The sequence below is a fragment of the Ruegeria sp. BC3 genome, from assembly GCF_056539265.1.
In genome coordinates this window covers 309,138-322,382 of record NZ_JBQFUP010000002.1, presented here as the reverse complement: position 1 = coordinate 322,382, position 13,245 = coordinate 309,138, and the positions used below count along the sequence as shown (strand labels likewise).

Annotated in this window: 13 protein-coding genes; 10 read left to right on the top strand and 3 right to left on the bottom strand. The window is 55.9% G+C overall.

Translation table 11 applies throughout. The features are described from left to right. Positions 1 to 15: 15 nt before the first annotated feature. The 10 genes from ACR0MV_RS06890 to ACR0MV_RS06845 all read left to right on the top strand — a co-directional run bounded on the left by ACR0MV_RS06890 (position 16) and on the right by ACR0MV_RS06845 (position 8,718). A complete protein-coding gene (locus ACR0MV_RS06890) occupies positions 16 to 177 on the top strand; it encodes a peptidase M23 (RefSeq protein ID WP_170423507.1) in 162 nt (53 codons plus the stop codon). Then, positions 174 to 479 (top strand): urease subunit beta, encoded by a 306-nt coding sequence (locus tag ACR0MV_RS06885; RefSeq protein ID WP_170423505.1) that lies wholly within the window; start codon positions 174 to 176, stop codon positions 477 to 479. The genes ACR0MV_RS06890 and ACR0MV_RS06885 overlap by 4 nt, the downstream gene beginning before the upstream one ends. Beyond that, positions 479 to 2,239 carry an urease subunit alpha gene (ureC, locus tag ACR0MV_RS06880; RefSeq protein WP_480701535.1) on the top strand — a complete coding sequence of 587 codons (1,761 nt, stop codon included), beginning with the start codon at positions 479 to 481 and terminating at the stop codon, positions 2,237 to 2,239. Before ACR0MV_RS06885 ends, ureC begins: the two co-directional genes overlap by 1 nt. Before the next feature lie 17 nt (positions 2,240 to 2,256). After that, complete coding sequence (gene ureE, locus ACR0MV_RS06875) at positions 2,257 to 2,709, top strand: urease accessory protein UreE (RefSeq protein WP_480701534.1); 453 nt, start codon at positions 2,257 to 2,259, stop codon at positions 2,707 to 2,709. Beyond that, positions 2,693 to 3,346: an urease accessory protein UreF gene (locus ACR0MV_RS06870; RefSeq protein ID WP_480701533.1), complete on the top strand. Its 654-nt coding sequence runs from the start codon at positions 2,693 to 2,695 to the stop codon at positions 3,344 to 3,346. Before ureE ends, ACR0MV_RS06870 begins: the two co-directional genes overlap by 17 nt. Continuing rightward, on the top strand, positions 3,343 to 3,972 hold the full coding sequence (gene ureG / locus ACR0MV_RS06865) for an urease accessory protein UreG (RefSeq protein WP_475206585.1): 630 nt from the start codon (positions 3,343 to 3,345) through the stop codon (positions 3,970 to 3,972). Before ACR0MV_RS06870 ends, ureG begins: the two co-directional genes overlap by 4 nt. A 172-nt stretch (positions 3,973 to 4,144) precedes the next feature. Beyond that, positions 4,145 to 5,350 (top strand): YcaO-like family protein, encoded by a 1,206-nt coding sequence (locus ACR0MV_RS06860; protein WP_480701532.1) that lies wholly within the window; start codon positions 4,145 to 4,147, stop codon positions 5,348 to 5,350. Then, positions 5,347 to 6,687 (top strand): TfuA-like protein, encoded by a 1,341-nt coding sequence (locus tag ACR0MV_RS06855; protein ID WP_480701531.1) that lies wholly within the window; start codon positions 5,347 to 5,349, stop codon positions 6,685 to 6,687. Before ACR0MV_RS06860 ends, ACR0MV_RS06855 begins: the two co-directional genes overlap by 4 nt. Continuing rightward, on the top strand, positions 6,687 to 7,982 hold the full coding sequence (locus ACR0MV_RS06850) for a gluzincin family metallopeptidase (RefSeq protein ID WP_480701530.1): 1,296 nt from the start codon (positions 6,687 to 6,689) through the stop codon (positions 7,980 to 7,982). Before ACR0MV_RS06855 ends, ACR0MV_RS06850 begins: the two co-directional genes overlap by 1 nt. Before the next feature lie 151 nt (positions 7,983 to 8,133). Next, positions 8,134 to 8,718, top strand: a complete 585-nt coding sequence (locus tag ACR0MV_RS06845) for a pentapeptide repeat-containing protein (protein WP_170423496.1) — start codon at positions 8,134 to 8,136, stop codon at positions 8,716 to 8,718. A gap of 57 nt (positions 8,719 to 8,775) precedes the next feature. Here ACR0MV_RS06845 and ACR0MV_RS06840 read toward each other — a convergent pair whose 3' ends face one another. From ACR0MV_RS06840 to phnY, 3 genes are all read right to left on the bottom strand, one after another. Continuing rightward, the gene (locus ACR0MV_RS06840; protein WP_475206594.1) at positions 8,776 to 10,545 is read right to left on the bottom strand and encodes a tetratricopeptide repeat protein; all 1,770 of its coding nucleotides are present in this window, start codon (positions 10,543 to 10,545) and stop codon (positions 8,776 to 8,778) included. A 94-nt stretch (positions 10,546 to 10,639) separates the two neighbouring features. Beyond that, complete coding sequence (locus tag ACR0MV_RS06835) at positions 10,640 to 11,281, bottom strand: GNAT family N-acetyltransferase (protein ID WP_480701529.1); 642 nt, start codon at positions 11,279 to 11,281, stop codon at positions 10,640 to 10,642. 273 nt (positions 11,282 to 11,554) lie between these two features. After that, a complete protein-coding gene (gene phnY, locus ACR0MV_RS06830) occupies positions 11,555 to 13,003 on the bottom strand; it encodes a phosphonoacetaldehyde dehydrogenase (RefSeq protein WP_480701528.1) in 1,449 nt (482 codons plus the stop codon). Positions 13,004 to 13,245: the final 242 nt, after the last annotated feature.

The window sequence follows — 13,245 nt, the reverse complement described above, 5'->3', positions numbered from 1 at the left end:
AAAAGGAAAACAGAAATGACCCGAATGCTCTTTCCCGCCTTGATCCTTGCCGGTCCTGCGGCAGCTCATAACGGAACCCATATCCACGCCCATGGCACCGACTACGCCACTTTGGGCGTCGGTCTGGCTGTTGTCGCGCTGGCTGCTGTCGCGCTGATTACAAAACTGAACAAATGATCCCCGGAGAGCTCTTTCCGGCGGATGGCGAGATCACGCTGAACTCCGGAGCCAAGACCGTTGTGCTGATGGTGGCGAATACAGGCGACCGCCCTGTGCAGGTTGGCTCACACTATCACTTCGCCGAAACAAACCCCGCGCTGGATTTTGACCGTAGCGCCGCGCACGGGATGCGGTTGGACATCGCTCCCGGCACAGCTGTCAGGTTCGAGCCGGGGCAGGCGCGTGAGGTGACGCTGATCCCGATCAGCGGGGCGCGTCGGATTTACGGCTTTAATCAAAAGGTCATGGGGGCGCTCTGATGCCAGCAACGATCAACCGTGCGGACTATGCGGCCATGTTTGGGCCTACGACTGGTGACAAGCTGCGGCTGGCCGATACCGATCTGGTGATCGAGGTCGAACGCGACTTGACCGCCGAACGGGCGGGCGCTGCCGCGACCGGGGGAACCGGCGACAACGCGCGGCTTTATGGCGAAGAGGTCAAGTTCGGCGGCGGCAAGGTGATCCGTGACGGGATGGGGCAGTCTCAGGTCACGCGCGCCGGGGGAGCAGTCGATACAGTTATCACCAATGCGCTGATCGTGGACCACTCGGGCATCTACAAAGCCGATGTCGGCCTGAAGGACGGGCGTATTGCAAAGATCGGGAAAGCCGGGAACCCGGACACACAACCTGGCGTGGACATCATCATCGGTCCTGGCACCGAGGCCATCGCGGGCGAGGGGCGTATTCTGACCGCCGGCGGATTTGACAGCCATATCCATTTCATCTGCCCGCAACAGATCGAAGATGCGCTGCACTCTGGCCTGACCACTATGTTGGGTGGCGGCACTGGTCCGGCCCATGGCACCCTTGCCACCACATGTACTCCGGGGCCGTGGCATATCGGGCGGATGCTGCAGGCGGCGGATGCATTCCCGATGAATCTGGCCTTTGCGGGCAAGGGCAACGCCTCGTTACCCGCCGCGCTGGAAGAACAGGTGAAAGCCGGGGCCTGCGCCCTGAAATTGCACGAGGATTGGGGAACCACCCCTGCCGCCATCGACTGCTGCCTTTCGGTGGCAGATGCGATGGATGTTCAGGTGATGATCCACACAGATACCCTTAACGAATCCGGGTTTGTGGAAAACACCGTCGCTGCCATGAAGGGCCGCACCATCCATGCTTTCCACACAGAAGGCGCGGGCGGGGGCCATGCGCCGGACATCATCAAGATCTGCGGTGAGAACCACGTGCTGCCATCATCGACCAACCCGACGCGCCCCTTCACCGTGAACACGGTCGAGGAGCATCTTGATATGTTGATGGTCTGCCATCACCTCGATAAATCCATCCCCGAGGACGTGGCCTTTGCCGAGAGCCGTATCCGCCGCGAGACCATCGCGGCCGAAGACATCCTACACGACATGGGTGCATTCTCGATAATAGCCTCCGACAGCCAGGCCATGGGCCGGGTCGGAGAGGTGCTGATCCGAACCTGGCAAACCGCTGACAAAATGAAGAAACAACGCGGTCGCTTGCCTGAGGAGACCGGCAAGAACGACAATATGCGTGTCCGCCGCTATATTGCGAAATATACGATCAACCCGGCCATCGCGCACGGCCTGAGCCATGAGATTGGCAGTGTCGAGGAAGGCAAACGCGCCGATCTAGTCCTATGGAACCCGGCGTTCTTCGGGGTTAAGCCCGAGATGGTTCTGCTGGGCGGAACAATCGCTTGCGCCCAGATGGGTGATCCGAACGCCTCGATCCCGACACCGCAGCCGGTCTACAGCCGACCGATGTTCGGAGCGTATGGCCGCTCGGTCGAGCATTCGGCGATCACATTTGTCTCGGCTGCAGCGCAGGCTGATGGGATTGGTGATACACTGGGCTTGGCGAAACAGACCGTCGCCGTGCAAAACACCCGCAATATCGGCAAGCGAGACTTGCTGCTGAACGATGCGACGCCAGAGGTCGAAGTTGACCCCGAAACCTACGAAGTGCGCGCCGACGGTGAATTGCTGACCTGTCAGCCAGCCGAAGTTCTGCCAATGGCGCAGCGCTATTTCATGTTCTGAAAACACACGAGGCTCCGATGACAACCGCGATCAAAACCGCCCGGATCTATCAAGATCACCATCACGCACAGGCCCATGCGCAGGTTTCTCTGGACTATGATGGCCGTTTCCTACGCCGCAAGATGTTGGCCACCGATGATGGTGAGGCTTTCCTTGTCGATCTGGCCCAAACCAAATCTCTGGACCATGGCGGAGTTCTGGTTCTGGAGGACGGCCGCAAGATCGAAATCATCGCCGCGCCCGAAGAGTTGCTGGCGGTTCGCGGTGACAACCTGTTGCGTCTGGCTTGGCATATCGGCAACCGCCACACCCCCTGTCAGATCGAGGAGGGCCGTCTTTTGATCCAACGCGACCATGTTATCCGCGACATGCTGCAAAAGCTCGGCGCTGAGATTGACGAAGTGGTCGAGCCGTTCACACCAGAAGGCGGCGCATATGGCCATGGCAGGACTCATGGCCACACCCACTGACACCGATATCCTAACGCTGACACAGTGGTTATCCCCGGCCTACCCGGTTGGCGGCTTCGCCTATTCTCACGGCCTGGAAGCCGCGATTGAGGCCGGCACAGTTGCTTCGGCTCAGGACACCAAAGCGTGGATCGCGGACGTATTGGAGAACGGGGCAGGGTGGAATGACGCGTTGCTCCTTGCGGCCGCTTTCAAGGCACGAGACTTAAAGGAACTGAGTACCGTAGACGCCACGGCGCGGGCGTTTTGCGCCTCGTCCGAACGGCTGATGGAAGCGCATCTGTTGGGGCAGGCTTTTAGCTCTGTGACGGCGGAAGTGTGGGACCTGGACTTTGACCAACTGACCTATCCGGTCGCCGTCGGACGCGCTGTACGCCTCAAGAGCATTCCGCTGATCCTGACGACAAAGATGTTTCTGCAGGCTTTTGCCAGCAACCTTGTCGCATGTGCAACGCGCCTTGTGCCACTGGGCCAGACTGACGCCCAAAAGCTGATACGCGATCTGACACCGCCCTGCGATCGTATTGCCGAACAGGCACAACAGGTGGGTCTGGAAGAACTCAGCTCAACCGCTTTTCTGTCGGACATCGCGTCCATGACCCACGAAACACAATATTCGAGGATTTTTCGGACATGACAAATATGAATGGCCCTTTGCGCGTTGGAATTGGTGGCCCGGTCGGTGCGGGCAAAACCACATTGACTGCGGCCTTGGCGGAAGTCCTGCGCGATGTCTGTTCGGTCGGCGTTATCACCAATGACATTTACACTCAGGAAGACGCCGAAGCGCTGATGCGGATGCAGATATTGCCTCAGAACCGGATTATTGGGGTGGAAACCGGCGGCTGCCCTCATACAGCGATCCGGGAAGATGCCTCGATCAATCTTGCGGCAGTCGCAGAAATGCAGGCGCGGCACCCCGATTTGGATGTTGTCCTGATTGAAAGCGGTGGTGACAACTTGTCAGCCACATTCAGCCCGGAATTGGCGGACCTGACGATATACGTCATCGACGTCGCCGCAGGTGAAGAAATACCGCGAAAAGGTGGCCCGGCGATTACCAAGTCCGACATCCTGATCATCAACAAAACCGATCTTGCCCCGCATGTCGGAGCGTCCCTGGATGTCATGCAACGCGACGCTGAACGTATGCGCAAAGGGCGACCGTTTCTGTTCTGTGCGCTTCGCCACAGAAAGGGTGTCGATGCGATCGTCGAACATCTTGTTCAGATCGGAGGGCTAAGAACCTCCGAGCGGGTTTAATTCAGCCACTACAATTAGAATTAAATCGTGTAATCCGTCTTATGTTAAATTGACCTGATGAGCTCTGACAAACCCACATAAGGTTGACCTGTCAGAGCTCATCCACCAATCTGATTTCATATAGATTATTTTTTGCGCCCAAGGGCACGTTTGTTTTCGTAAAGTCGATGGCATGACCGACGATTCAATTAAGAAGTATCTGCATGATACCCATCGCCTTCGCGAGCCCGGGCAAACTCTGAGCATCGTGCAGCCATATCTTCGGGACATGGGGATCACGCGGATTGCCAATTTGACAGGTCTGGATCGGATCGGATTGCCGACCGTGATGGTCTCGCGCCCAAACTCCCGGTCGGTTGCTGTGTCCCTTGGCAAAGGTCTTTCGGTGCAAGCCGCCCAGGCGTCAGGTGTGATGGAAGCGATTGAGGCCTGGCACGCGGAACGGGTGCGACTGCCGCAACGGTTGGCTCGATATGCGGACCTGGTCAGCGATGCGGCCGTTGTGGATGTGGATCGCCTGCCGCGCGTTACAGGGGCTCAGTTCGATCCGCAGGGCACCATGCTTTGGGTTGAAGGCCTCGACCTAAATGCCCAACGCGCCTGTTGGGCTCCGCTAGAGATGGTCGACACCGACTACACTGCGCCGCCAATTGGCGGCCAGCGAGCGTTCCCCAGAACGACAAATGGTCTGGCTTCGGGCAACTGCCTGGCAGAGGCCAGTTGCCACGCGATTTGCGAGTTGATTGAACGGGACGCGACGACCCTGTGGTCACACAAAGCCGCTGCAACAAGGGTCGACTCCGCTACGGTGGACGACCCTCGATGCCAAGAAGCCATCGAAATGATCACTTCCGCAGATTTGGAAATCGGGATTTGGAACACGACCTCTGACATCGGGATCGCCAGCTTTCGCTGCGTGATCTGCGAGACCGGGGGGCGTCCTGGCCATATCGGTATCGGAGATGGCTGTCACCCGGATCGCGCCATTGCCTTGCTGCGCGCCGTGACCGAGGCGGCACAAACTCGACTAACCTACATCTCAGGTGCGCGGGATGACCTGGACCCGGTCGAATTCACGGACAAGGCGCAAACCGAGCGGGGCCGATATGTCCGCGAACTTATTGACCAAGCCGAACCGACAGATCGGTTTCAGGATTGTCCCACTTACTCAACCCAATCATTCGATGAAGACCTTGCGCTTCTGCTGAGCAAGTTGAATGATATCGGCCTTCAGCAAGTTGTAATCGTGGACCTGTCGCGGGACGAATACGATCTTGCTGTGGTGCGGGCCATCATTCCGGGCCTCGAAGCACCGCATGATGACTCCGACTATGTTCCCGGCAGCAGGGCTCTGCGGATCAGGGGTGAGGTCGCATGACAGCCGTTGTTTTTGTTGGCCCTACCCTGCCCTGTGACGACGTCAAAGCAATTTTGGACGCCACTATTCTGCCTCCCGTGAAACAGGGCGATGTGTATCGCGCGGCGCGGGACAAGCCGGCAGCGATCGGGATCATCGACGGGTTTTTCGACGGCGTACCATCCGTCTGGCACAAAGAAATTCTCTGGGCGATCGAGCAAGGTATTCCGGTTTTCGGCAGCGCCAGTATGGGTGCTCTGCGCGCGGCAGAATTGGCTGATTTCGGGATGATCGGTGTTGGGGGTATCTTCGAAGATTACCTTAACGGCACCTTGCAGGATGACGACGAGGTTGCGGTGTTACACAGCCCCGCAGAACTTGGCTTTCAACCACTAAGCACGCCCATGGTCTCGATCCGAGCGACCGTCAGACATGCCAAAAACTCTGGTGTTTTGTCGCGCGAAAACGCGGTTGAGATTCTGAAGTACGCGAAGGCGCGGCACTATCGGCAACGCAACTGGAAAGACCTCGGTCAAGCTCTGAGCAGCCTGCCTGGCATCGCCAAGTTTGTTGATTGGCTTCCCGAAGGCCAAATCGACGCCAAGGCGAATGACGCCCGTGAAATGCTGGTACAAATGGCCGACTGCTTGTCGCAGGCGACCCATACACAGAGATCAGCGATGCGCACCGAACGGACATTGATGTGGAAACAACTCTGCGATCGCGTGGACAGAGACGAGGTTCAAAACCATTCGATCATAGACGAACTAAGACTAAATCCCGAGCTTTATGCAGATCTGCGTACACGCGCCGTGCTCAGCATCATCGCCGAAGAAGAAGCGATAGCGCAGGATCAAAAACCAGACCGCGATACCCTGATCCGGCACATGGCAGACCACAGATCCCGCGCTGGGTTATCGCACAAGGCCCACTTGCTGGAGTGGCTGGAGTCAAACGATTTGAGCCCAACGAGTTATGAGGACATTCTGGCAGACGCCGCACGCATCGAAGCAATCGTTGCATCCCGCGCAGGCCAGTTGAACGGACCATTGTTGGCAGAGCTAAAACGCACCGACCTCTATAGCAAACTTAGGGATCGGGCTCATGCCAAAGCGACCATTGAGAAAGATAATCGGTCCGGCGCGGAACAACTACGAATGGTCTTGTGGTACTTTGAAACCCGTCTGGGTCGGCAAATCCCTGACAATCTGGACGCTTATGCAGTTTCATTGGGTTTGCCCGACCGTGCGGCGCTTTGTGATTTGATCGAGGCCGAGTTCCTGTACTGCCAAACTGAAGCCAATTCGTCTCTTGCCCAAGATCAGACGACACCTGCGCGGAAACGGGAGGTTAAGTGATGAACATACCCGAAAACATGCAACATGAAGAACCGGGCACGCGGTTCCTGCTCTATCCGCAATCTCCGTTTCTGGAACCGGGCGCGCAGCCAGAACTTGTCGAGATCTCGGCCCCCCAGGGGAGTATCGGGCCCGGGCCGTCCGGACCGCGCATGTACACCGTTAATCCGGTTGGGAAAACCACGCCCTATGGCGCCATTGTACCTGGCCCTGGCGGCCCGGGCATGTATCTGCCGCCTTGGGATGGGTACATTCAGCCCCCGGCCATGCCAGATGAGTTTGGAAACTTCTTTCACATCGCCCCGGACGATCCATCATTCGAAGCCGCCCATCTGTTCGGGTCAGCTCATTTCACCATGGATGTCTGGCAGGGATATTTCGACCGCCCTATCCCTTGGCATTTCGCGCGGGATTTCGAAAGGCTAGAGCTTTCTTTGCTTCCCAGCCTGGATAACGCGCATATCGGCTGGGGGTTTCTTGAAACCGGCGGCACGCATGAACATGGCGACGAATACCGCCCCTACAGCCTGAACTTTGATGTCGTGGCCCATGAGATCGGTCATGCCATTATCTACAGCGTGATCGGAATTCCCTCGGACGGGGACGCGGGCGGGGAGTATTATGGCTTTCACGAGTCCGCCGCTGACATGGTCGCCCTGCTGGCTTCTTTGCATTTCGGTTCGGTCGTCGATGCGTTACTCGAGAATACGCGGGGCAATCTCTATACCTTCAACCGCCTGAACCGCTTTGCAGAATTGTCGGAAAACGCCCAGATCCGCATAGCCGCAAATACCCGATCCCTGTCAGAGTTCGCCGCCGGGTGGTCCAGCGAGCATGACCTGTCCGAACCTTTGACTGGCGCGATGTTCGACATTTTCGTGGACATCTATCACGAGCGGCTGCTGCTGCATGGCCTGATTTCGCCCGAAGAAGAGCACCTGTCAGATCAGTTGGAAGACTCACCGGATTACAGCACCGTAATGCAGGGAATTTTCGACGAGCGTTACGCAGAAAACCCTGACGGATTCCGGATCGCTTTGCTTGAGGCACGCGATTTTTTGGGCACCTATCTGGCCGATACGTGGGAGCGGTTGGATGCCGATATGCTCAGCTATTTCGGTGTGGAAAAAGCCCTGCTGACAGTCGACCAGGAAATCACCGGTGGAGCCTTTCGCAACATCATCGAAGGCAACTTCCGCATGCGCGATATTGGCCTGACAACCGCCGGCCCCCGCCTGCCCGACCCGGATGAAGATAGCCATTCGAATTCAGTCCGTACGCAGACGCCAGATTGAGATGCAAAATCCTTTATTTTGAAGCGGTTTTGTGGCATGCAATCTGGGGGTGATTTTTGGAATTCATTTGCTCGAGTTTTTAGTTCGAGTTTGATTTGAGGGGGAGATGAGGAATCTGGCTTCGTCGATCCCGTAATTGGGAGAAAATGGTATGTCTGAATCCTTGCTCAGTTTTTCAGAAGTGTTGATTTATGGCCGCGTACTAGAGGACTTGGAATACAAGCGTATTCCTTCCAAAGCCAGAGGCGACAACAAACATCTGGATCAACAATTTGGCGTGGCGAAAGATCCACAAGGCAAAAAGGGACCACGCTTCGCCAAGATTTATGGATTCGCGTTTGAGGGCACGTATTATGACTTACCCGAGCCGGTAATTTTCCTCGTACATGATGAAGGGGACGAAGTCGCCAAGCCTAATGTACCGGCCGATAACGCCTCCCGTGCGCCAAAGGAACCCGGCATCGGTGGCGTAGCGGCAGCTGATTATCAGATGGCCGACGATATTCGGGTCTGGCGCTATGACAAAGCCGATCAAACCATGCGCATGGATGTAATGACCGGGCAGTTCGAACAAGTGCTGCTGGACATCTATTTCGGTTTTGACAGCCCAGCAATCAGTGGCGCGAAAGTATCAGGCGCTAAGGTCAGTGGCGCGAAAGTTTCTGGAGCTAAGGTCAGCGGTGCCAAAGTAAGTGGCGCAAAAGTCAGCGGTGCAAAAGTGCGCGGCGGCGATTGATTGAACCCAGCTTGCACAAGGTTCTTTAGGGGCACCCGCCACGGTGCCCCTTTTCTGTTAGAACCCAGCCTTTTTCAGACCTTCGACAAAATGCTGGGTATCCTCTTCCAACCGATCCGGTTGAATGGTCGCCCACCTGTCTAGCGAAAAATTCGGATGCGCTTCACGGTGTTTTTCCCGGATCAGGCTTGCCATATCCGTTTTGCCCAGCTGAGCATAGCTGGCCGCCAGCATGCGCTGCCCTTCGGTCGGGTTGTTCATCTTGTTGACGGTCTCAATGACGTCTTCATACCGCCTGAGATTGTAATAGGCCCCGCCCAGATGCCACAGGTATTGATCCGGGAAATACGGGTTCAGCCGCATCGCCTGCTGAAGATGCGTAATCGCCGTTTCATTGTCACCGGAATGGGCCAGAGCGTCCGCGTAATCCGAATGCATATCCGCATCGTTGGGATTCAGGGCCAGCGCACGTTCATAGGATTGAATCGCTGCATCGTGTTCTTTGCGGTACAGATGCACATAACCCAATTCTCCGAAACCCCGCGCATCGGTTGGGTCCAGTTCAATCGCGCGCTGCGCCAGTGTGAGCGCTTTGTCCAAAGCCTGTGACGGATCCTCGGCCCAGGAATATCGCCAGTCGATGTTCAGCGTACGTGACAATGCGGCTGCGGCGCGTGCATACCCTTCATCCCGATCAAGGGCGGATTGGTAGAAGTTCTGCGCTTTGCGGTTATCGTTGCGCGTGTATTTGAAGATATGATGCTGGCCTTGCAAAACCGACCCATAGGCTTCGAGGTCGGACGGAATGGATTGGATCATCCGTTGTTTTTCGTGCGACTCGATCATCACAGCCGTGGCTGCGACGATGCACTCCGTCACCTCGTCAAGAATGTCGAAAATATCATCAATCTTGCGATCAAACCGCTCGCCCCAAATGGTGCGTTCAGTGTTGGCGTCGACAAGCTCCGCCGAAATGCGAATGCGGCTGGCCGAGCGCCTCACGCTGCCGCGTGCGACGTAGCGCACATTCAGTTTCTGTGCGGCCTCTTTTGGAGGCATCGCCTGGGTCTTGAAGAAAAATGACGAGTTCCGGGCAATTACAAACAAGTTCCGGAACTTGGACAGGTTCATGATGATGTCGTCGGTCAAGCCTTCGGCGATCCAACTGTCGGACTCGTCGCCACCGCTGCTGCTGAAGGGCAAGACCGCCACGGACGGTGTGTCCGGACGTTCCAGAATATCCCCCTGAATATCAGGGCGCATCGTTCCGGCCATAGTTGCGCCAGCAACTTCGCTGCGCACGCAATAGATAGAAACGGGGTTCAGAATATTCTTGAGCTGTTTTGGCCCCAGGAATTCGTACCCGTACCGCAAGCGGTTACAGACCTGATCATAGACCGCCGAACTGACATAGACCCGTTCAGGCTCAGCAATCTCTTGCAACCGGGCCGCGATGTTCACGTTGTCGCCATGGATTCCACGCTCATCGATCAGAATCTCTCCCAAGTGGACCCCAGCCCGGAATTTGATTCGCTGATCTTGCGCTCGTGTTTTGTTGTGATCACTGGCGATCTGGTGCAATTCGACACCAAATTCAACTGCGCTGGTGGCGGTTTCGAATAGAGCTAGGATCCCATCGCCACGCACCTCAACCACGCGCCCTTGATATTTTGCACATGAAGTTTCCAGCAAAGAAATAAGTGATTTCAATGCGTTGTAGGTGTCCAGCTCATTTTCACTCATGAGCCGTGAGTACCCGACGACATCCGCGAACAAAACTGCGCCCAGCTTCTGGGTGATCGGAAAGTTGGGAACAGTCGTATTCACAAGCGATACTCTTCTTTCGGACTCAGGTCTGACGCGCATTCAACATATAGCAAAAATCGCTTTTGACGACCGAGACCCTTGTTATTCATATAGATCAATTGTCTGCGATCTTTGGCGGCCATGACCACGCGGTACAATCAGTTGGGCCCAGCGAGACAACGGTTTTTGCGTCCAGCTCCTGCCCCAACACCTCACGATGCACCATCCAGTCGTCCCGCAGGATGCCCACGACAACCATGTCATGAAACTGTCCCTCGGCGAACCATGCCTGCCGCATCGTACCTTCTATCTGGCATCCGATCCTTGCGACCAGATCCCGGCTGTTGTGATTGTCTGCGCGGTAAAATGACGTAATTCTGTTCAGTCCCAATTGCCGAAATCCCAGATCCATCAACAAGGCGGCCGCACGAATTCCCACGCCGGATCTGCGCGTGGCCTTGTCAACGAAAACTGCGACCACAGCATCGCGATTAATGTTTGATATTGAGTCGAGCCCGGCAAGTCCGATGGTGTCACCGGCGAGGGTTTCTATCACAAACCAACACTGTCGGCTGGCATCAGGCGCTGCGAATGCGTCTTTCCACCAGTTCTCTGCATGAGCCTGATTGAGCGGTACGCGCGTAGTTCGGTCAAATCGCGCAAGGTCCTCTACATCCTGAAACCAGGGAAGGACTGAGTCCAGATCAGACCGTTCCATCGGACGCAGCTTGAACGTGCATTTTGTGTCGCCGGTCACCTGAAAATTCTACCTTTGAAAGAAATCATTAAAATCTTGTCGGACCCTAGCACAGAATCCTTGAAATTACGAAATGAGATTTCGTCCTGTTTGACAAATGAATTGAATGTTCCCCAATTGACGTCATTTCTGCGGCTAGGGGTGCCCACCCCGAGGCTGGGACTGCGTAACACGTCTTGGTTGGTGCACTGGATAGGTGTTCAATTCGAACAAAAAGTCTAAGGTCTCGGCTGGCATCCTCAACGGTATCTTGTGCGCAAAAATGGGCCTCAGTTATTCGGGCCAGGGAAGCGAATAAGTTTTGACGTTGGTGAAGAACTTCATCGCTTCGATCACGCCTTCTTTGACGCCATTGCCGCTGTCCTTGATCCCTCCGAAGGGGGACATTTCGATCCTGTACCCGGGTTGTTCCCAAATATTGCAGGTTCCAACTTTCAACCCGTTGATGAACGCAATTGCTCGGTTCAGATCGTTTGTGCATACGCCAGCCGACAACCCAAATGCGGTGGCATTCGAGATAGCCATGACCTGCGCATCGTCATCCGGGACGCGTACAATCGGTACGATGGGGCCAAAGGTCTCTTCCATCACCAATTCGCTGTCATGGGGTACCTTGTCGATGACTATTGGTGGCAGCACTGCGCCTTGGCGACCGGGATGATACAGAATCTCCGCGCCCTCTTGCGCTGCCATCAAGACACGCTTTTCGAACAATTCGGCAGCTTGCTCGTGTATAACGCAACCCAATTGCGTTTGTGGGTCCTGCGGATCTCCAAACCGGATAGCCTTAGCTTTTTCCAGAACGCGCGGTACGAATGCGTCCGCCACACTGTCCTGCACCAGAATGCGCTTGATCGCGGTGCAGCGCTGACCCGAATTGCCCGTTGCTCCTGCGACAGCAATGGTGGCAGCTTTGTCCAAATCGGCGTCGCTCAGATCGTTCAGAACGATCAGTGGGTCATTGCCGCCCAACTCCAGCGCCTGACGTTTGTAACCCGCTTTCGAGGCGATCATCTTGCCGACCGGCACCCCGCCCGTGAACGTAACGATGTCGATGTGCTCATTGGTGATCATCTCATTCCCGATGTCCTGCGGCCAGCCGGTGACGACCTGGAACATCTCGGGTGGCAGCCCGGCCTCGTACAGGATGTCGGCCAATGTCAACGCCGTCAGCGGCGTCAGTTCGGTTGGCTTGCACACCATGCAGTTATTCGTCGCGATCGAAGGCGCAATCTTGTGCGCAACCATATTAAGAGGGTGGTTGAACGGTGTGATTGCGCTGATGGCTGTCACCGGTTCGCGCTTGGTGAAAATCTTGCGTGCTTTGCCATTGTGCGTCAGATCGCAGGAAAAGACCTCGCCATCATCTTTCATGGCCTCAGCCGCGGCGAACTGAAATACGTCTTGCGCGCGCTTGGTTTCATAAATCGAATGCTGGTCACAAATGCCAAGCTCTAACGTCAACCATTTCGCAAGGTATTCGCGTTTCTCGCCGATCAATGCACCTGCTCGCCGTAAGATCTCGCTACGGTCGTATCGGGTCAGGCTGGGCGTATAGTTCGCCGCGATTTCAAAGGCTTTGCGCGCATGTTCTGCGGTTCCGGCGGGGACCGTGCCAACAACCTCATTCGTATACGGGTAGTGCACCGGGACAGTGGCATCGGTAAAGACGACCTTGCCACCGATGCGCATGCCTTCGTTGCGGATGTTGGATGTGTTCATGTTGCAGTCCATGGTTGTCTGATCCGCCGCGTATGCCAAGCCCAGATGACAGTTTTGCAAAACCAGCCGTTTTGGTCGAATTCCAGAGCCTGCTCTTGTGTCAGTCCAGAAACCGGTGCTTTGGAACGCATATGATTCACCTTGGCATTTCTAACCTTCAGTAAGGTCGAAATCGTTCAAAGTTACGAATGAATCCAACACCCTTGGAAATCCGAGCTTCGTTTTGTATTTTGGATACAAGT

Coding starts and splice junctions, on each gene's coding strand:
- ACR0MV_RS06860 (WP_480701532.1), top strand. CDS start 4,145: ATGACCGACGATTCAATTAAGAAGTATCTGCATGATACCCATCGCCTT.
- ACR0MV_RS06885 (WP_170423505.1), top strand. CDS start 174: ATGATCCCCGGAGAGCTCTTTCCGGCGGATGGCGAGATCACGCTGAAC.
- ureG (WP_475206585.1), top strand. CDS start 3,343: ATGACAAATATGAATGGCCCTTTGCGCGTTGGAATTGGTGGCCCGGTC.
- ACR0MV_RS06850 (WP_480701530.1), top strand. CDS start 6,687: ATGAACATACCCGAAAACATGCAACATGAAGAACCGGGCACGCGGTTC.
- ACR0MV_RS06890 (WP_170423507.1), top strand. CDS start 16: ATGACCCGAATGCTCTTTCCCGCCTTGATCCTTGCCGGTCCTGCGGCA.
- ureC (WP_480701535.1), top strand. CDS start 479: ATGCCAGCAACGATCAACCGTGCGGACTATGCGGCCATGTTTGGGCCT.
- phnY (WP_480701528.1), bottom strand. CDS start 13,003: ATGAACACATCCAACATCCGCAACGAAGGCATGCGCATCGGTGGCAAG.
- ureE (WP_480701534.1), top strand. CDS start 2,257: ATGACAACCGCGATCAAAACCGCCCGGATCTATCAAGATCACCATCAC.
- ACR0MV_RS06855 (WP_480701531.1), top strand. CDS start 5,347: ATGACAGCCGTTGTTTTTGTTGGCCCTACCCTGCCCTGTGACGACGTC.
- ACR0MV_RS06870 (WP_480701533.1), top strand. CDS start 2,693: ATGGCCACACCCACTGACACCGATATCCTAACGCTGACACAGTGGTTA.
- ACR0MV_RS06845 (WP_170423496.1), top strand. CDS start 8,134: ATGTCTGAATCCTTGCTCAGTTTTTCAGAAGTGTTGATTTATGGCCGC.